The sequence below is a fragment of the Mesorhizobium sangaii genome, assembly GCF_014207355.1.
GTDB lineage: Bacteria > Pseudomonadota > Alphaproteobacteria > Rhizobiales > Rhizobiaceae > Mesorhizobium > Mesorhizobium sangaii.
The window spans coordinates 89,041-105,369 of record NZ_JACHEF010000002.1 but is presented as its reverse complement, the minus strand read 5'-3'; the positions used below and the strand labels follow the sequence as shown (position 1 = coordinate 105,369).

The 16,329-nt window shown below is 63.2% G+C and carries 21 protein-coding genes; 10 read left to right on the top strand and 11 right to left on the bottom strand.

Translation table 11 applies throughout. The features are described from left to right. Position 1 precedes the first annotated feature (1 nt). The 9 genes from HNQ71_RS09615 to HNQ71_RS09575 all read right to left on the bottom strand — a co-directional run bounded on the left by HNQ71_RS09615 (position 2) and on the right by HNQ71_RS09575 (position 7,123). Positions 2–1,027 (bottom strand): MotA/TolQ/ExbB proton channel family protein, encoded by a 1,026-nt coding sequence (locus HNQ71_RS09615; protein WP_095084237.1) that lies wholly within the window; start codon positions 1,025–1,027, stop codon positions 2–4. Between the two features lie 106 nt (positions 1,028–1,133). Continuing rightward, the gene (gene trhA / locus HNQ71_RS09610) at positions 1,134–1,820 is read right to left on the bottom strand and encodes a PAQR family membrane homeostasis protein TrhA (RefSeq protein ID WP_184872376.1); all 687 of its coding nucleotides are present in this window, start codon (positions 1,818–1,820) and stop codon (positions 1,134–1,136) included. 91 nt (positions 1,821–1,911) lie between these two features. Continuing rightward, positions 1,912–2,712: an inositol monophosphatase family protein gene (locus tag HNQ71_RS09605; protein ID WP_184872375.1), complete on the bottom strand. Its 801-nt coding sequence runs from the start codon at positions 2,710–2,712 to the stop codon at positions 1,912–1,914. 86 nt (positions 2,713–2,798) lie between these two features. Further along, positions 2,799–3,365 carry an elongation factor P gene (efp, locus tag HNQ71_RS09600; protein ID WP_095084240.1) on the bottom strand — a complete coding sequence of 189 codons (567 nt, stop codon included), beginning with the start codon at positions 3,363–3,365 and terminating at the stop codon, positions 2,799–2,801. 152 nt (positions 3,366–3,517) lie between these two features. After that, positions 3,518–3,736 carry a hypothetical protein gene (locus HNQ71_RS09595; protein WP_184872374.1) on the bottom strand — a complete coding sequence of 73 codons (219 nt, stop codon included), beginning with the start codon at positions 3,734–3,736 and terminating at the stop codon, positions 3,518–3,520. Positions 3,737–3,757: 21 nt separating this feature from the next. Next, positions 3,758–4,786 (bottom strand): tetratricopeptide repeat protein, encoded by a 1,029-nt coding sequence (locus tag HNQ71_RS09590; protein ID WP_184872373.1) that lies wholly within the window; start codon positions 4,784–4,786, stop codon positions 3,758–3,760. Between the two features lie 13 nt (positions 4,787–4,799). Further along, entirely contained in the window at positions 4,800–5,447 is a 648-nt protein-coding gene (locus tag HNQ71_RS09585; protein ID WP_184872372.1) for a thiamine phosphate synthase, read from the bottom strand. Between the two features lie 89 nt (positions 5,448–5,536). Further along, complete coding sequence (locus HNQ71_RS09580) at positions 5,537–6,022, bottom strand: PH domain-containing protein (RefSeq protein WP_184872371.1); 486 nt, start codon at positions 6,020–6,022, stop codon at positions 5,537–5,539. Positions 6,023–6,217: 195 nt separating this feature from the next. Continuing rightward, positions 6,218–7,123: an EamA family transporter gene (locus HNQ71_RS09575; protein ID WP_184872370.1), complete on the bottom strand. Its 906-nt coding sequence runs from the start codon at positions 7,121–7,123 to the stop codon at positions 6,218–6,220. Between the two features lie 132 nt (positions 7,124–7,255). On the opposite strand from HNQ71_RS09575, the gene HNQ71_RS09570 reads away from it, so the two are divergent. Beyond that, complete coding sequence (locus HNQ71_RS09570; protein WP_184872369.1) at positions 7,256–7,732, top strand: Lrp/AsnC family transcriptional regulator; 477 nt, start codon at positions 7,256–7,258, stop codon at positions 7,730–7,732. Positions 7,733–7,846: 114 nt separating this feature from the next. Continuing rightward, on the top strand, positions 7,847–8,617 hold the full coding sequence (locus tag HNQ71_RS09565) for a sulfite exporter TauE/SafE family protein (RefSeq protein WP_184872368.1): 771 nt from the start codon (positions 7,847–7,849) through the stop codon (positions 8,615–8,617). A gap of 43 nt (positions 8,618–8,660) precedes the next feature. Here HNQ71_RS09565 and HNQ71_RS09560 read toward each other — a convergent pair whose 3' ends face one another. Beyond that, positions 8,661–9,212 (bottom strand): DUF2269 family protein, encoded by a 552-nt coding sequence (locus HNQ71_RS09560; protein WP_184872367.1) that lies wholly within the window; start codon positions 9,210–9,212, stop codon positions 8,661–8,663. Between the two features lie 333 nt (positions 9,213–9,545). Between HNQ71_RS09560 and HNQ71_RS09555 the strand changes: the two genes are divergently transcribed. From HNQ71_RS09555 to HNQ71_RS09520, 8 genes are all read left to right on the top strand, one after another. After that, positions 9,546–9,926, top strand: coding sequence for a hypothetical protein (locus HNQ71_RS09555; RefSeq protein WP_095089538.1), 381 nt, complete (start codon positions 9,546–9,548; stop codon positions 9,924–9,926). Between the two features lie 519 nt (positions 9,927–10,445). After that, complete coding sequence (rcdA, locus tag HNQ71_RS09550) at positions 10,446–10,979, top strand: protease adaptor protein RcdA (protein WP_184872366.1); 534 nt, start codon at positions 10,446–10,448, stop codon at positions 10,977–10,979. 73 nt (positions 10,980–11,052) lie between these two features. Continuing rightward, a complete protein-coding gene (gene ruvC, locus HNQ71_RS09545) occupies positions 11,053–11,565 on the top strand; it encodes a crossover junction endodeoxyribonuclease RuvC (protein WP_184872365.1) in 513 nt (170 codons plus the stop codon). A gap of 13 nt (positions 11,566–11,578) precedes the next feature. Further along, complete coding sequence (gene ruvA, locus HNQ71_RS09540; protein WP_095089529.1) at positions 11,579–12,199, top strand: Holliday junction branch migration protein RuvA; 621 nt, start codon at positions 11,579–11,581, stop codon at positions 12,197–12,199. Positions 12,200–12,267: 68 nt separating this feature from the next. Beyond that, complete coding sequence (locus tag HNQ71_RS09535; protein WP_184872364.1) at positions 12,268–12,552, top strand: AbrB/MazE/SpoVT family DNA-binding domain-containing protein; 285 nt, start codon at positions 12,268–12,270, stop codon at positions 12,550–12,552. After that, positions 12,549–12,953, top strand: coding sequence for a type II toxin-antitoxin system VapC family toxin (locus HNQ71_RS09530; RefSeq protein ID WP_343068121.1), 405 nt, complete (start codon positions 12,549–12,551; stop codon positions 12,951–12,953). Before HNQ71_RS09535 ends, HNQ71_RS09530 begins: the two co-directional genes overlap by 4 nt. Further along, a complete protein-coding gene (ruvB, locus tag HNQ71_RS09525; protein WP_184872362.1) occupies positions 12,950–13,987 on the top strand; it encodes a Holliday junction branch migration DNA helicase RuvB in 1,038 nt (345 codons plus the stop codon). Before HNQ71_RS09530 ends, ruvB begins: the two co-directional genes overlap by 4 nt. 150 nt (positions 13,988–14,137) lie before the next feature. Continuing rightward, positions 14,138–15,034: a metallophosphoesterase gene (locus tag HNQ71_RS09520; protein ID WP_184872361.1), complete on the top strand. Its 897-nt coding sequence runs from the start codon at positions 14,138–14,140 to the stop codon at positions 15,032–15,034. A gap of 4 nt (positions 15,035–15,038) precedes the next feature. On the opposite strand, the gene HNQ71_RS09515 is transcribed toward HNQ71_RS09520, so the two are convergent. After that, entirely contained in the window at positions 15,039–16,289 is a 1,251-nt protein-coding gene (locus HNQ71_RS09515; RefSeq protein WP_184872360.1) for a glycoside hydrolase family 5 protein, read from the bottom strand. Positions 16,290–16,329: the final 40 nt, after the last annotated feature.

The following is a 16,329-nucleotide window of genomic DNA, read 5'->3' as shown; positions in this document are numbered from 1 at the left end:
GTCAATGCACCCCGGGCTTCTTCAGGGCGTCGGCGATCTTTTCCAGCGTGTTGCGCATCGCCTTCTGCTCGTCGGACTGGGCCTCGACCCAGTCGCGCATGATCTGCTGCTCCGAGCGCATGTTCTTGACCAGGCCGGAAATGCCGTCGGCGAGATTGGCCATGGCGGTGGCGACGCGCGGATTGGAGCCGCCGCCATTCTCCTGCATGCTGCGCAGCCTTTCCGACAAAACCCGGATCTCGTCGGAGGATTCGGTCTTGGCCTGGTCGGAGACGACGATGTCGGACGACAGATCTGTGACCGAGGACAGCCAGTTTTCCAGTTCGGTGTAGAAGCGCGTCTGGGCGCGGCCGGCCTGCAGGTCGAGGAAGCCGAGCACCAGCGAGCCGGACAGGCCGAACAGCGAGGACGAGAAGGCCGTGCCCATGCCGGCCAGCGGCGCCGAAAGGCCCTGCTTCAGCGAATCGAGCACCGCGGCGGCATCGCCCGTACCCGGATCGAGCGATTCGATGGTCTCGCGGATCGAGGCGATGGTGTTCAACAGACCCCAGAAAGTGCCGAGCAGGCCGAGGAACACCAGCAGGCCGACGAGATAGCGCGAGGTGTCACGGCTCTCGTCGAGGCGCGTGGCTATGGAATCAAGCATGGTTCGCATCGAACTGGTCGAGAAGGCCGTCGCCGAGGAGCGGCCGATCATCGCCTTCATCGGCGCCAGCAGCACCGGTTCGGTGGTCTCCGAGCCGGCACGGAAGGAATTCACCCAGCGCACTTCGCGAAACAGCCGTCCGACCTGGGCGAAGGCCAAGAGGATGCCGACCACCAGCACGCCGACGATCAGGCCGTTGAGGCCGGGATTGCTACCAAAGGCGGTCGAGATCTGGCGGGTCAGGATGGCGGCGATGAAGGCGACGATGACCAGGAAGATCATCATTGTCAGCAGAAAGACCTGCGGGCTCGACAGTTTATGCGGATCGTAGATCAGGACATCAGAGCGTCTGCCCATGCCGAAGGATCTGAGAAAAGCCATCCGTGCCCCGTTTCCGATGCCGCCGATCACGTAGACCGCGACTCTAAACGGAATTGTGACCAAATTGAATGGCGCTTGGCAATATTGCCGCGTCTATAAGCCTGTGTCAGAGGCGATTGATGACCAGACAGTCGACCATGGCGGCCAGATGCAGGCCGGCGCCGGTGACGACGAAGCCGTGCCACAGCGCATTGTGGAAGCGCAATCCCTTCCAGGCAAAGAAGATGACGCCGCAGGAATAGACGATGCCGCCGGCGACGATCAGCGCGATCGATGTCGTCGGCAGGGTCTGGACAAGCGGCTTTACCAGGACGATGCCGCTCCAGCCGATGGCGAGATAGAAGACGATCGCCAGCCGGTCGAAACGGCCGGGAAAAAACACCTTGATGGCGATGCCCAGCGCTGCTGCGGTCCAGACGAGGACGATCATCCAGCGCGCCAGCGGCGAGCCTTCGAGCTGAGCCAGGAAAGGCGTGTAGGTCGCGGCGATCAGGAGATAGATCGCGGCGTGGTCGAACCGCCGCAAGATCCATTTCGCCGGCGACGACACCGGCCACAGATTGTAGGTCAGCGACACGGACAGCACGGTGAGCAACGAAACCACATAGAAGGCAGCGGCGATGTATTCGCCCGGCCCGACGCGAAAGGCCGCCAGCGCCAGCAGCGCCGAACCCGCCGAGATCGCCAGCACGATGCCGACCGCATGGACGATGCCGTCGGCGATCATCTCGGCGCGCGAATAGTGCCAGCGTCCGATGAACGGGATGTCGTGGTGGGGCCTGATGTCGTTCACTGCCGGGTTCCTGCGCCGAGCACTCTAACTTGGGCGCTCGCCGGCCAGTATTTCAAGCTTCCATTGCGGTTTTGCGACTGCGGCGTGTCAGTCAGCGCGCCGAGAGCGGCTTCTTCACGGCCTTCAGCAAAGCGCGCTGGATGACCTCGTTGCCGGCGACCACCGAGCCGTTGTCGAGCATGTCCTGGCCGCCGTCGATATCCGAAACGAAGCCACCCGCCTCGCGGATCAGCAGCAGGCCGGCGGCGACGTCCCAGGCCGACAGGCCGGTTTCCCAAAAACCGTCCATGCGGCCGGCGGCGACATAGGCGAGATCGAGCGAAACGGCCCCCAAGCGGCGCACGCCCGAGACCTCCGCCATGACGTTGCGCAGTTCGACGAGGAAATTGCCGTGGTGGCCGCGGCCGAGATGCGGCACGCCGCAGCCGATCACCGTGTCGACCAGCTTGATGCGGCCGGCGACGCGCAGCCGGCGGTCGTTCATGAAGGCGCCGCCGCCGCGTTCAGCGGTGTAGAGCTCGTCCATTGCCGGATTGTAGATGACGCCGGCAACGATCTGTCCCTGGCGTTCCAGGGCGATCGAAACGGCAAAGAGCGGGATGCCGTGCAGGAAATTGGTGGTGCCGTCGAGCGGATCGACGATCCAGCGGTGCTGGCCGTCGTCGCCTTCGACGACGCCGCGCTCCTCCATCAGGAAGGCGTAGCCCGGCCGTGCCTTCGACAGTTCGGCAAAGACGATGTCCTCGGCCTTGCGGTCGGCCTGGCTGACATAGTCACCAGGGCCTTTCATCGAGACCTGCAGGTTCTGCACCTCGCCGAAGTCGCGCGACAGTGAGCGGCCGGCTTTCATTGCGGCCTGGACCATGACGTTGAGAAGGGCTGAGCGTGCCATAGTGCTTCTTCCTGCTGCTGCGCTTCAAGCGCTGCCTTGATGCATGTCGCTGGCCCAAAACCGGGGCCACTTTTGGGCGACATGCATTAGTCCGCGCGGCGCACGTAAGTGATTTCGTTGGTGTCGACGATGATGCGTTCGCCGGCGCCGATGAAGGGCGGTACCAGCACACGGATGCCGTTCTCCAGTACCGCCGGCTTGTAGGATGACGCGGCCGTCTGGCCCTTCACCACGGGATCGGCCTCGGTGATAGTCAGCGTCACATAGTCGGGCAGAGAAATACCGATCGGCCTTTCTTCATAAAGCTGGACCGTGACCATCATGCCGTCCTGCAGGAAGGCGGCGCGATCGCCGACGAAGTCCTTCGCCAATTCGAGCTGCTCGTAGCTCTGGGTGTCCATGAACACCAACGCGTCTTCCTGCGCGTAGAGGAAGGAAAAATCCTTGAGATCGAGCCGGATCTGCTCGACCGTCTCGGCCGAGCGGAAGCGCTCGTTGAGCTTGGTGCCGTTGATGAGGTTCTTCAGTTCGACCTGGTTGTAGGCGCCGCCCTTGCCTGGCTTGACGGTGTTAGTCCTGACCGCCACCCACAGGCCGCCGTCATGCTCGATGACGTAGCCGGGACGGATTTCGTTGCCATTGATCTTGGCCATAGTGATCTGATCCGGGAATGAGATGTTCGCTGGGAAAGCGATTTCGGGCTCCCAAGACCACAAATCGCCAGAAGAGGCAAGGGAGCGGGCAGGCTGGGGCCAAGCGACGGCGATGAAACACCCAGGTTCGGTCGGTGCAATGGCATGCAGGGTCAGTCGCCCCGGTCGATCACCGCGCCGACGGATTTGGCGATGGCATCGGCGAGCTTTGTCAGTCGATGGATGTGCGGCAACCGCATGACGACAACGTGCATGGACAGGTCGAGATCGCTTGTCTCGACGAGCATTACGCCGTTCGGCAGATGCTGACGCAGGAGACGCATGGGCATGAGGCCGAGCCCGTGACCCCGGCGCACCCACTCCATCTGCATGACCGGGTCCCGGATTCCCGATCAGGGCAGGCGGTTTGCCTTCTGCAGCGCCTGCTTGGTCTGGTCGTCGCCCAACCCCTGGAGGAAATCGTCCATCTGCGGGTCGATGAGACCGGCGCGGCGGGCGACGATGTACCAGGCGGCGGCGAGGACAAGATCCGGATCGGTGCCGATGCCTTGCATGTAGAGCTTGGCGAGGCGGTTCTGGGCGGCGACATTGCCGCCCTCCGCCGCTTGCTTCATCCAGCCGAAGGCGGATTTCAGGTCGCGGCCGCCACCGCGTCCCTCGATCATCCAGGCGGCGAGGTCGATCTGCGCGGTGTCGTAATTCTGCCGCGCGGCCAGCGCCAGCAGGCGCCTTGCCTGGGCGTCGTCGCGCGGTTTGCCGCCGACGCCATTGGCATAGATCTGCGACATCGCATATTGCGCGTCGGCGAGGCCGGTGGCGGCGGCACGCTCATAGTAGGAGACCGCCCTGGCGAGGCCGGCGTCGCCGGGGTCCTGCTGGACCAGCATCTGCGCGAAATTGAACTGCGCCAGTTGGTTGCCGGCTTCGGCGGCGGCCTGCATCAGCGCATAGGCCCCTTTCTCGTCCTTCTTGACGTAGCGGCCATCGAGCAGCATCAGCGCATACTGGAACTGCGATTCCGGCACGCCCTGTTCGGCGGCAAGCGCGTACCATTTCGCCGCCTCCGCGGCATTGACCGGTACTCCCAGCCCGCGTGACAGGATCTCTGCCACCAGCGTCTGCGCCGCCGGGTCGCCGTTTTGCGCGCGCACCAGCGCGAGATTATAGGCCGTCTTGTAGAGACCGCGCTGGAAAGCGCCATAGGCGGCGTCGGCAGGTTTTGCGCCGAAGCGATCGGGGTTGATGGCATCGGCAGATGGCAGCGGCGCCGGCTCGGCCGTGGTGGCGGGCTGCGGCAGCGGCTTGTCTATCGGCTTGTCCGTATGCACGCCGGCCTCCTGCTTGGACTGCGGCAGCGGGATGTTCTCCGCGGCCGCTGCCTGGACCATGAGCACCGCGAGCAGAGCCTGGAGGGGAAGCATCGCCGAGGGCACGTCAGTCCTCGAAGCGCGGCGCGGTCTCGTCGAGCAGCGCGTTGGCGCTGGCGACCGCTGTCCTGGGGTCGGTGCCGTCGGCAAACACGGCGCTCGACAGTGCCACGAATTCGGCGCCGGTGGCGCCCACCGCTTCCACCGAGTCGATGTCGGATCCGGCCATGACGATGCAAGGGATCTGGATCATATCGGCCCACCATTTGCCGAGCGACAGGTTGCGCGGGTGCGGTTCGGGCTTGTTGTCGTAGCCGAAGCGACCGAAGAAGATGTAGTCGGGCCGCGTCTCGCCAAGCTCGAGCGCGTCGTCACGTGTCTTGGCGCCGCCGGCGCCGACCATCATCTTTGCCTGGAAATGCTCGATTGTCTCGGCGAGTTCAGCCTTGGGGACCTCGACATGGATACCGTCGGCCTGGACGCGGCCGGCTATGCGGGTGTCGCCGGCGATGACGACAGCGACGCCCGCGGCCTGCGCGGCCGGCACGATCTGTTCGGCGAAAGCCTGGAAGGAGGCCTCGTCCATGCCGTTCTCGGGCAGGATCAGCGAGGCGACGTCGCCGCCTTCGAATGCCCCGGCGATACGGGCCGCCGGCACGCCGGGCGGCGCGATCAGCACGATGCGACAGCGGTTGGGGGGCGTTGCGTCATTCATGGTTCTTCGATCCCGCGTTTCGCCTATGCCGGGCGAAGATGGTTGGATTGCGGCATAGAGCAAAGTGCCCACTTTGAACAGGCGGGCGGCTAACGGGCGGCGGAGCGGAGATCGCTTGCGGCTTTGACGATCAGGTTCAACACTTTTGACGGGTCTTCGATCCCGAGAAATTGCGGGATGGGATCAAGGGCCGGAAGCCAGCCGGTCATCCTTGGATAGCCGAAGTATGGTGTGGCGGTAGATCCAAAGCGCAGATTCCCGCGCGATCCTTTTTCGCCATTCAGCTGAACGTCGGGAAGACGCTCCAGATCGATCGACCTAAAGCTGGAGAAAGGCGCGCTGCGGGTGATGAGTATCCGCTTGTCGGTGATTGCGTAAGAGACACGTCGTCTCAGCCACGCATCGAGTAGAAACCGGCCAAAAACAAAAAACAGCCCTATGCAGACGAACATCCCTCCCCAGGCATAGAAGAAGAGCGGCGCCCCTTGCGTTACCGCGGTATAGGTCCAGAAAATCGCGAACCCGCACCAAAGCAGACTGAAGGGAATGAGAAAAAGATCGCTGGCCGCGAACAACAAGCCATGCCTGGGGGAGCCGCTCCACAAGATACGCTCGTGGGGCAACAGCCGTCTCTCAAAGGCTCCGATCTCCACGCCACCACCCCGTCGCACGCGCCCGGGGCATTCATCGCATGAGTCACGGCAGCGACGCAAATCCCGCTACGCCACGCGTTGCGGCAAATCCTGCACCCGTCGACGCATTGTTGCGATCTATCGGGCCGCCTGGGAACGCCCGGCCGGCGCCTTCGACTTCCACAGCGTCCAGCCGAGATTCATGCCGGCGGCGGCGATCAGGATGGCGGTGGCGCCGACAATCTGGCTCGGATGCAGCCGATGGCCGAAGGCCATGACATCGACCAGGATCGCCACCACCGGGTAGATGAAGGACAGCGAGCCCTGCAGATGCGTTGGCAGCTTCTGGATGGCGCCGTACATCAGGATGTACATCAGGCCGGTGTGGACGATGCCGAGCGTCGCCAGCATAGTCCAGCTCCACGCATCGGCGGGAAGCTGGGAAAGGTTGGCGAAGGGCGCCAGCATGACGACACCGACGCAGACCTGGATCAGCGCGATCGGGTGCGGGGGCGTGCCCTTGAGCTTCTTAGTGACGATGGCGGCGACGGCCCAGAAGAAAGCCGCGCCCAAAGCCATGACGATGCCGGTAAAGTAATCCGTGCCGACATCGCCGGCATCAGGGGCGGCCTGCACGATCAGCACCATGCCGGCGAAGGCGATGGCCAGCCAGGTCAGCTTGGTCAGGGTCAGCCGCTCGGCGAAGAACACCGCGCCGAAGCCGACCAGCATGAAGGGCTGGGTGTTGTAGACCGCGGTGGCGATCGAAATCGATGCGCGAGAGAACGCGCTGAACAACAGCAGCCAGTTGACCACGATGGCGACGCCGCCGAGCACGGCGAAGCCGATGACGCGCAGCGACAAGTTGTTGCGCAGCAACCCAAGCCCGGTGCAGATGACAAGCAGCGTCAGCGCGCCGAACGCGCAACGCCAGAACACTGCATCCATGATCGGCTGACCGGACATGACGACGAACCATCCGATCGTCCCCAGGATCGCCATTGCGGCCGACATTTCGACCGTACCGCGCACTGTATCGTTCACAACCAACCTCCGAACCCGTTGAGCCGGCATAATCTCATGCGGGACCGAAGCTTTCCATCTGATGAGAAAGGTAGTATAGGATAGTGACCTAATTATATTAGGCCTTTCCTCCAAATTTGCGGGAAATGTAAAATGCTTGACGATCTCGACCGGCGCCTCCTCGAAATCCTGGTCAAGGACGCGCGGACCTCGCTGAAGGAATTGGCTGCCCAAGTCGGGCTGTCATCGCCGAGCGTCTCGGAACGGCTTCGGCGGCTGGAGGAACGCGGCGTCATCCGGGCGTTCACCGTCGAGATCGATCCGCTGGCGCTCGGCTATACGCTGCAGGCCATCGTGCGCATCCGGCCTTTGCCGGGCAAGCTGCACATCGTCCAGAAGCTGATCGAGGAGATCCCCGAATTTGGCGAATGCGACAAGGTGACGGGCGATGACTGCTTCGTCGCCCGGCTGTTCGTGCGCTCGATCGGCGATCTCGACGGAATTCTCGACCGCATAGCCGACAAGGCCGAGACGAGCACCGCCATCATCAAGGCACAGCCGATCCGGCGGCGGCCGCCACCGCTCGACGCAACCGCCTCGCGTGGGGCAAAGATCTTGCAGGCTTCCTGATCGACGCCGGGTGAAACGCCGGCGGCCGGTGGGCTAATATTTGCTGTCGCTCCGCGGGGGAATCTGGGCTATTCAGGCGTCGATACGCTTTCCCCTCCAGCCCAGCCCCTCCTCATGTCAGGCCTGCTTCTCGATCCGTGGTTCTACGCGGCTGCCATTCCGGCGGTCATTCTGGTCGGCCTCTCCAAGGGCGGCTTCGGCGGGGCCGTCGGTTTCGTCGGCGTGCCCTTGATGGCGCTGACCATGCCGCCGGTGCAGGCGGCGGCCATCCTGCTGCCGATCCTGTGCCTGATGGACATCGTGTCGGTGTGGACATGGTGGGGTGTCTACGACCGCAAGATGCTGGTCGACATGATGCCGGGCGCGGTCATCGGCATCTGTCTCGGCTGGCTGACGGCAGCACTGGTCACCGAGGAGGCGGTACGGCTGATCGTCGGCGCCGTCGCCATCATCTTCGTCCTGCGCTGGCTCTATCTGCAGTTTCGCCATGGCGCCGACCACGCGGTCGCGCCCAACCGCGTCGCCGCCGCCATCTGGGGAACGGTCGCCGGCTTCACCAGCTTCGTCGCCCATGTCGGCGGCCCGCCGTTCCAGGTCTATGCCTTGCCGATCCGGCTCGATCCCAAAATTCTGTCGGGCACCGCGGCGATCTTCTTCGCCGCAACCAATGCGCTGAAGCTCATTCCCTATTTCGCGCTTGGCCAGTTCGACACCGCCAATCTGACGGCGTCGGCGGTGCTGATGCCGCTGGCGCCGCTGTCGACCATCGCCGGCGCCTGGCTGGTGCGGCGGATGCGTCCGGAAACCTTCTATCCCTTCACCTACGCAACCGTGGCTGTGGTGGCGTTGAAGCTGCTGTGGGACGGCATCGCCGGCCTTATGTAGAGGGCGCGGCGGCCGTGCGGCCGCCCTCATCATCACGGCGGTGTCAGGCGGCGCTCGGCACGAGGCGACGGTCGACGCCAAGGGCCAGAGTAGCGCCGACCACGACGACCAGCACCATGCCAGCAAGAATGCCGATGTCATGCACGCTCGGCTTGAGCACCATGTCGGCGATGACTACCAGCATCACTGCATAGTCGAAGCGTGCCGCGCTCATCATGCGCTGGCCGATGGCCAGAACAGCAGGCGTGACGCCGTCCTTGGCGATCATCGCGCCCATGCGCTCGCCAGTTGGCTTGAAGATGAACATGCCGATCGAAAAGGTCGTGGCGTAGCCTACCAGACCGATGATGATCCACAGATCAGAGAAGCCAACCCAGAAACCGCACATGATGAGGCCGAAGATCAAGGTCAGCATCGACATCGGCGCGAAGAAACGGCCACCCAACTGCCCGCTGGCGCGCATCGCCTGCAACTTGTCCTCGATGTTGCCGGCGCGCTCGGCAAGCACGCCGAGGAGGAACAACACGAAGCCGCCTCCGACCCATAAAATGGCCGTGACGACATGGAGGAATTTTACGATCGAGTACCAGTCCATGGTTGCTCCTGGAGTGTTCTGGAGGGGATGCCGGCAGGGCGCGATTTGCGCCAGCCGTCAGAGGAGCGAGCGTTTAGCGCGGCGCCCGTTTCGGAATGATGTCGCGAAAAAACCGGTTCTGTTTCCGCCTGCCGCCAGCGCACGAAGCCACTGAGATGGCGAATGCGCTGGCTGGTTTTCTGCTATTGGAGAAGTGTCGGGAGGGGTTGGCGCGACATCGTCTGGAAACATTGCCGATGCTAGTGCGCCAATGCCGGGAGCCCGGTGGCGACAAGATTCGCCTGACAATCAACCCATTCCCGCACACGGGAAGAGGCAATTCGAGGGGACATTATGCAAGGGGTAGCACGGAATTTCTTCACGCTGGCTATCATCTATTCGCTGTGCGGCATGGCGCTCGGCCTGCACATGGCGATCAGCCAGGACCATAGCCAGATGCCGACCCACGCCCACACGATGGTGGCCGGATGGCTGATGTCGGCGGTCTTCGCCTTCTTCTACCATCTGTTTCCGGCAGTTGGACAAAAGATGCTCGCCACCATCCATTTCTGGCTGACGGCAATCAGCGGCATCGGCCTGTTAATCGGTCTCTATTTCCTGCTCGCCGGCAATGCCGCGATCGAACCGCTGGTCGGGATTTCTTCGATCGGCTTCTACGCGGCCATGCTGCTGTTTGCCTTCATCGCCTTGCCGGCCGTCTGGAAGAAAGCCTGAGCCGAGAGCCTGTCTAGAAACTCTACTCTTGCGGCCATCTGATGGCGTTTTCTGCGCTTCCGGTGCTCACGGACCCAAATGTCCGCTGCGCTCCGGCTCTCGAAACCACCACCATATGACTCGCCAGAGCGAATTTCGAAACGGACTCTGAAGCAAGGTTCGGGCTGTGCTGTTACGGCACAAGACGGCGGCGTTCGATCAAAAAACACGCACGCCGTTAAGGCTTCATTAAGCTTTACAGGTGTTTACTATGTCCATCCAGTGATCTGGATTCTTACCGAGTGGTTGGAGCCACTTTGTTTGACGCCTCCCTGTTAAACTCCTGAGAGCCGCCTTATCCGCGGCTCTTTTTTTGTCTGGATTCCGGGGGCGTCCGATGTCGGCTCGCCGTTAACCTTCTGTTAAACATGTGCTTGCCTTCGCGGGTGACGAAGCGCATTTTGAAGCTTCAGTCAGATAGGCTGCCGGGTGTATCGGCAGTGAGCCGAATCAGCCGGCTGTAGGTGCAGGGGCGTAGCAATGAACGAGCCTTCGACGGGCAGTGCGAAAACCGTCAAATTGGCGGAGCGCCGGGTTTTCACGCAATCCTTCAAGCCGCTCTACCAGGAAGGCATGGGCCTGGTCGAACAGGCGGCGGAGTATCTCGACGGCAAGGGCCGGGCCGAAGCAAAGAAATTGTCCAGGCTGGGGGCCACGCTCTATGCGGCCGAATCGATGCGGCTGACCACAAGGCTGATGCAGGTTGCCTCCTGGCTGCTTTTGCAGCGCGCGGCGAATTCCGGCGAGATGACCCGCGACCAGGTTGCGTCGGAAAAGTCCAAGGTGCGCCTCGACACCGCTTCCGCCCATGACGAAGCCGCCGGCTGGGCCGAACTGCCCAAGGATTTCCTCGACCTCGTCACCCGCTCGCTGCGCCTGCAGGCGCTGGTGCGCCGCATGGACGAGGAGATCTACGGCTCCGACGCCGTGGTCGACATGCAACCGGCGGCCCGCCGACCCAATCCGGTTTCCGACCAGATCAGCCTACTGAACACGGCTTTCGCTCGCGGCTAGACGTCGGCGCCATTCGTTTCCGGTTTGTTCACATTTCGCTGGCATCGCTGTCCACCGGAGGTAAACTCGCCGGATGGGGGAAGCGATTCGCATCATCGGTATTGATCCGGGGCTCAGGCGCACCGGCTGGGGCATCGTCGAGAGCCTCGGCAATTCGTTGCGCTTCATCGCCTCGGGCACCGTGCGTTCCGACGACAAGGCGGCACTGGCGACACGGCTCTGCCAATTGCATGACGGGCTCGCCGAAATCCTGCACACCGCCATGCCGCACGAGGCGGCGGTCGAACAGACCTTCGTCAACAAGGACGCGGTGGCGACGCTGAAGCTCGGCCAGGCTCGCGGCATCGCCATGCTGGTGCCGGCGCGTGCGGGGCTCGTCGTTGCCGAATATGCGCCCAACGCCGTCAAGAAGGCGGTGATCGGCGTTGGCCATGGCGACAAGAAGCAGATCCACATGATGGTGAAGGTGCTGTTGCCGAAGGCGACCTTCGATACCGAACACGCCGCCGACGCGCTGGCCATCGCCATCTGCCATGCGCATCACCGGCAAAGCGTCGCCTATCGGATGGCAGCGTTGGCATCATGAGGGGCTGTTGGGCATGATCGGCAAACTCAAGGGCACGCTCGACGAGATCGACGAGGATCATTGCCTCGTCGACATCCATGGCGTCGGCTACGTCGCCTATTGTTCGGCGCGCACGCTGGCCGCGCTGCCGGCGCCGGGCGAAGCCGTGGTGCTGTTCATCGAGACCTATGTGCGCGAGGACATGCTGCGGCTCTACGGCTTCCAGTCGCAGCTGGAGCGCGAATGGTTCCGGCTGCTGATGAACAATGTGCCAGGCGTCGGCGCCAAGGTGGCGCTGGCCATCCTGTCGACACTGGCGCCGGCCGATCTCGCCAACGCCATCGCACTGCGCGACATCGCCATGGTCTCTCGTGCGCCTGGCGTCGGCAAGAAGGTGGCCGAACGCATCGTCACCGAGTTGAAGAACAAGGCGCCGGCCTATGCCGGCACCGCCTCGGGCACCATCGGCCTGAAGCAGGAACTCGGCGAAGGCGTTGCTCCGGCGCCGATCACCGACGCCGTCTCGGCGCTGGTCAATCTCGGCTATTCGCGCGACACGGCGGCCAATGCCGTGGCAGCGGCGCTGAAAACGGCGGGCGAGGATGCCGATGCGCCGAAGCTGATCCGTTTCGGACTGAAGGAACTGGCGCGGTAATGCGGTTGTTCGGAAGGGAAATTCCGACTACTATATCGCAGGTAAGAAATTTCTCAGAAAGTAAGAAAATGGGCGCGTTTGCCAGTCTGACTTCGAAGGGTCAGCTAACAATTCCAAAGGATGTCCGGGACGCGCTGTCGCTGAAGACGGGTGACATGGTCGCCTGGACGGTCGTGGATGGCTATCTGATCGGAACGCCGCGCAATCTCGACTTTGCCGATCTTGCAGGATTTCTGGGCGATCCGCCTGGCGGTCCTGCGTCACTGGAGGAAATCGATTTCGCGGTGCGGGATGCCGTTGGCAGGCATGTGGTCGGGGACAGTTCGCAAGGCGGACGAAAGGGCGGCGGGTGACGTCGATAGGCATTGATACGAACGTTCTGCTGCGAATGGTGCTGAACGACGATGCAGAGCAAAGGGCAAAAGCCCTTGCATTCGGTGAAGGCCTTAGCGAGGCCGTTCCCGGCTTCGTCAGTTTGATTGTGCTGGTCGAATTCAGTTGGTCGTTGATTTCACGCTACCAGCTGCCGAAGGAGCAGGTACAGGCGGCCATCCAGAGACTGCTGAAGATCAAGACGCTGGTTTTTGAGGATTTCGACGCCATCGTGATAGCGCTCGAAAGATCGAATTTACCGCAGGTAGACTTTGCCGATGCGCTGATAGCCGAGCACAATCGAAATCTGGGTTGCTCGCATACTGTCACGTTCGATCAGCGGGCCGCCAGGTCAATTGCCAGCATGGAGTTGCTTGCATGAGCCTGTCGCCCCGTCTCATTGCCCCCGAAAAACGCGGCGAGGATGCCGAGCAGACCCTGCGGCCGCAGACGCTTGACGATTTCGTCGGCCAGGCGGCGGTGCGGGCCAATCTCAAAGTGTTCATCGAGGCAGCCAAGGGCCGCAACGAGGCGCTCGACCATGTGCTGTTCGTTGGGCCGCCAGGTCTCGGCAAGACGACGCTGGCGCAGATCATGGCGCGCGAACTTGGCGTCAACTTCCGCTCGACCTCCGGCCCGGTCATCGCCAAGGCCGGCGATCTCGCGGCCCTGCTCACCAATCTCGAAGAAGGTGACGTGCTGTTCATCGACGAGATCCACCGGCTGAGCCCGGCGGTGGAGGAAATCCTTTATCCGGCAATGGAGGATTTCCAGCTCGACCTGATCATCGGCGAAGGGCCGGCGGCGCGCTCGGTCAAGATCGACCTTGCCCGCTTTACGCTGGTCGCCGCCACGACGCGGCTTGGCCTGCTGACCAATCCGCTGCGCGACCGTTTCGGCATTCCGGTGCGACTGAATTTCTATTCGGTCGAGGAACTCGAGCAGATCGTACGGCGCGGCGCGCGCATCCTGCAAATGCCGCTCGGCGACGATGGCGCCCTAGAGATCGCGCGGCGCGCGCGCGGCACGCCACGGATCGCCGGACGGCTGCTACGCCGGGTGCGCGATTTCGCCTCGGTCGCCGGCGATGGCCATGTCGATCGCCAGATTGCCGATGAGGCGCTCACCCGGCTGGAGGTCGACGCGCTCGGCCTCGACGCCCTCGACCGCCGGTATCTGTCGATGATCGCCCGCAATTTCGGCGGCGGCCCGGTCGGCATCGAGACGATCGCAGCCGGCCTGTCCGAGCCGCGCGATGCCATCGAGGACATCCTCGAGCCCTATCTGATCCAGCAGGGTTTCATCCAGCGCACGCCGCGCGGCCGGATGCTGACGGCCAATGCCTGGCGGCATCTCGGGCTGGATGCGCCGAAGGATCTGGCGCAGCAGCAGATCAACCTGTTCCAGGAAGAGTAGCGGCTCGGGCGACTGGACACGGGACCTGCGATCAAGCATCCGTGACTGTCCTTGCGCAAAATCTCCTCAGCTTCGCCGACTTGCCGGCGCAATCGTGGACTTCAACACGGCCTTGGCGATTGTCGCCGCGATTTAGTGCCGGAGCCGAGCATGATAACCAGACGCGGGTTCCTGCACTTCGTCGGCGGGTCGTTTCTGTCTGTAGCCGCGTTGAGCGCCTATGCGGTCGGCATCGAGCCGATGCTGCTGACACATGTGAAGCGCTATGCGCTGACGCCGCCGCATTGGCCGGCGGGATTGAAACTGCGCATCATCGCACTCGCCGACATCCATGCCTGCCGGCCGTGGATGACGGCGGAGCGGATCGCTTCGCTTGTCGAAGACGCGAATGCGCAGCAAGCCGACCTGATCGTCCTGCTTGGCGACTACATCGCCGGCATGCCCTTGGTGACGGGGCCGGTGACGCCGTCACAATGGGCATCCGCGCTGTCGGGCCTCAAGGCGCCGCTCGGAGTGCTGTCGATCCTTGGCAACCACGACTGGTGGGGCGATGGCTTTGCGCAGCGAGCCGGTGCCGGCCCGACCATAGCGCGCAAGGCCCTGGAGAAGGTTGGCATACCGGTCCTCGAGAATGATGTCGCGCGCTTGGAGAAGGACGGGCGTGGCGTCTGGATCGCCGGGCTTGCCGACCAACTGGCCCTGCTGCCGACCAGGGACCGCAGCGGCTTCACGGGACTGGACGATCTCGACGGCACGCTGGCCAAGGTCAGCGATGCCGCGCCCGTCATCCTGCTTGCGCATGAACCCGATATTTTTCCCACCGTACCGTCGCGGGTGTCGCTGACTCTGTCGGGCCACACCCATGGCGGACAAATTCGGTTGTTCGGCTATTCGCCTGTCGTTCCGTCGCGGTTCGGCAATCGGTATGCCTATGGCCATGTCGTCGAGAACGACCGCAATCTGATCGTCTCGGGCGGGCTTGGCTTCAGCATTGTGCCGGTGCGTTTCGGGATGCGCCCAGAAATCCTGTCGATCGACCTCGGCTGAACGGTCAATGCAGCGCGCGGATTACGTCCATCACATCAGGTTCGGCCCGGTCGCCGTTGAAGGCGTCGACGATGCCGAAGGCGCCACCGTAGCTCCACACCGACCATGAGAAGCCATGCGCTCCGGCGCGCGCGATCATGTCCCTGACATAGGCGGCCCGGTACGCGGCCGGCATTACATATGCGTTGCCATACTCCTGGCGGATCATGCCGAATTCGCCCAGCGTGATGTTCTCCGGCTTGATGCCGTTGGCGTTCGCCCACGCCTCGACCTTTTTAAATGGCGCATCCATCAGGCCGAGCAGCTTGTCGGGGCTGTCCATGCTGGCGACTTGTTCGTCGAGATAGGCAAGCAGGCCGCTCTGCCGTGTCCATGGCGCCTCGGCCTTGATCCTGGCGCGGATGGTGTCGAGCGTCACCTCGAGCTGCGCCTGCGGCACCGCCGTCAGCGGAAAGGGCAGGCCGGTCACATAGGGGATGAAGTCGCCGGCCCAGGTCGCGCCCTGATGGGTGAGCAGGAACGGATCGTAGGAGTGGAAGGTCCAGATGACATTGTCGTCAGGGATCGTCTTCGGATCGATCTTCTCCAGTGACGTCGCGGCCGAATAACAGGCGCCGGTCAGCACAAGTGTCAGTTTCGTTGCCGAGGAGCGCGCTGCCGCGAACAGCTTCTGCTGACGGTCCGGCCAGAGGCTGGTGCCGTCGCTGTCGCAGTCGACGATCGGCTCGTTCATCGGTTCGAAGGCGACCCTTTCGGGATCTTCGCCGGCCAGCGTGCGGGCCATCTTGCGCACCATGTCGACATAGGCGTCGAAGGTCCGCGGGTCGTCCATCACTTCGGCCATGCCGATCTTGCGGCTGCCGCCGGCCGGGATCAGGTGCATGTCGACGATCACCTTCAGCCCGGCGCGGTTGACCATGCGGACCGAGTCCAGCATGCTGGCATAGAGGTCGTCGCGCAAGGTCACAGTTTGGCCAGACAGGAAAGGCGACGGGTCGACCGGCATGCGCAGGAAATCGAAGCCCGCATCCTTCAGCGCCTTGAGGTCGTCATCCCTAAGGAATTTGCGCCATTCCGGATAGGGCAGGATCGCCTTGGCATCGCCCCACTGGTCCTCGCCCGGCCAGGTCGTCCACTGGTCGAGATTGAGGCCGCGCTTCATCGAGAAGGTGGCCGCCTGGCCCGGCAGCGACAGAGCCACCAGCACGAACAGCGCCGCCATCAAGGTCTTGATCATCGCCGTCAACAGTGCCATCCGATGCTATGTCGCGCGGAAAACAGGTGCCCCGTCGGGA

What these genes read in the sequence shown, in the direction of transcription:
- ruvA (WP_095089529.1), top strand. Translation starts at nt 11,579, where the DNA reads ATGATCGGCAAACTCAAGGGCACGCTCGACGAGATCGACGAGGATCAT.
- HNQ71_RS09590 (WP_184872373.1), bottom strand. Translation starts at nt 4,786, where the DNA reads ATGCTTCCCCTCCAGGCTCTGCTCGCGGTGCTCATGGTCCAGGCAGCG.
- HNQ71_RS09595 (WP_184872374.1), bottom strand. Translation starts at nt 3,736, where the DNA reads ATGCAGATGGAGTGGGTGCGCCGGGGTCACGGGCTCGGCCTCATGCCC.
- HNQ71_RS09555 (WP_095089538.1), top strand. Translation starts at nt 9,546, where the DNA reads ATGCAAGGGGTAGCACGGAATTTCTTCACGCTGGCTATCATCTATTCG.
- ruvC (WP_184872365.1), top strand. Translation starts at nt 11,053, where the DNA reads ATGGGGGAAGCGATTCGCATCATCGGTATTGATCCGGGGCTCAGGCGC.
- rcdA (WP_184872366.1), top strand. Translation starts at nt 10,446, where the DNA reads ATGAACGAGCCTTCGACGGGCAGTGCGAAAACCGTCAAATTGGCGGAG.
- HNQ71_RS09565 (WP_184872368.1), top strand. Translation starts at nt 7,847, where the DNA reads ATGTCAGGCCTGCTTCTCGATCCGTGGTTCTACGCGGCTGCCATTCCG.
- HNQ71_RS09520 (WP_184872361.1), top strand. Translation starts at nt 14,138, where the DNA reads ATGATAACCAGACGCGGGTTCCTGCACTTCGTCGGCGGGTCGTTTCTG.
- HNQ71_RS09515 (WP_184872360.1), bottom strand. Translation starts at nt 16,289, where the DNA reads ATGGCACTGTTGACGGCGATGATCAAGACCTTGATGGCGGCGCTGTTC.
- HNQ71_RS09560 (WP_184872367.1), bottom strand. Translation starts at nt 9,212, where the DNA reads ATGGACTGGTACTCGATCGTAAAATTCCTCCATGTCGTCACGGCCATT.
- HNQ71_RS09605 (WP_184872375.1), bottom strand. Translation starts at nt 2,712, where the DNA reads ATGGCACGCTCAGCCCTTCTCAACGTCATGGTCCAGGCCGCAATGAAA.
- efp (WP_095084240.1), bottom strand. Translation starts at nt 3,365, where the DNA reads ATGGCCAAGATCAATGGCAACGAAATCCGTCCCGGCTACGTCATCGAG.
- HNQ71_RS09585 (WP_184872372.1), bottom strand. Translation starts at nt 5,447, where the DNA reads ATGAATGACGCAACGCCCCCCAACCGCTGTCGCATCGTGCTGATCGCG.
- HNQ71_RS09570 (WP_184872369.1), top strand. Translation starts at nt 7,256, where the DNA reads ATGCTTGACGATCTCGACCGGCGCCTCCTCGAAATCCTGGTCAAGGAC.
- HNQ71_RS09615 (WP_095084237.1), bottom strand. Translation starts at nt 1,027, where the DNA reads ATGGCTTTTCTCAGATCCTTCGGCATGGGCAGACGCTCTGATGTCCTG.
- ruvB (WP_184872362.1), top strand. Translation starts at nt 12,950, where the DNA reads ATGAGCCTGTCGCCCCGTCTCATTGCCCCCGAAAAACGCGGCGAGGAT.
- HNQ71_RS09535 (WP_184872364.1), top strand. Translation starts at nt 12,268, where the DNA reads ATGGGCGCGTTTGCCAGTCTGACTTCGAAGGGTCAGCTAACAATTCCA.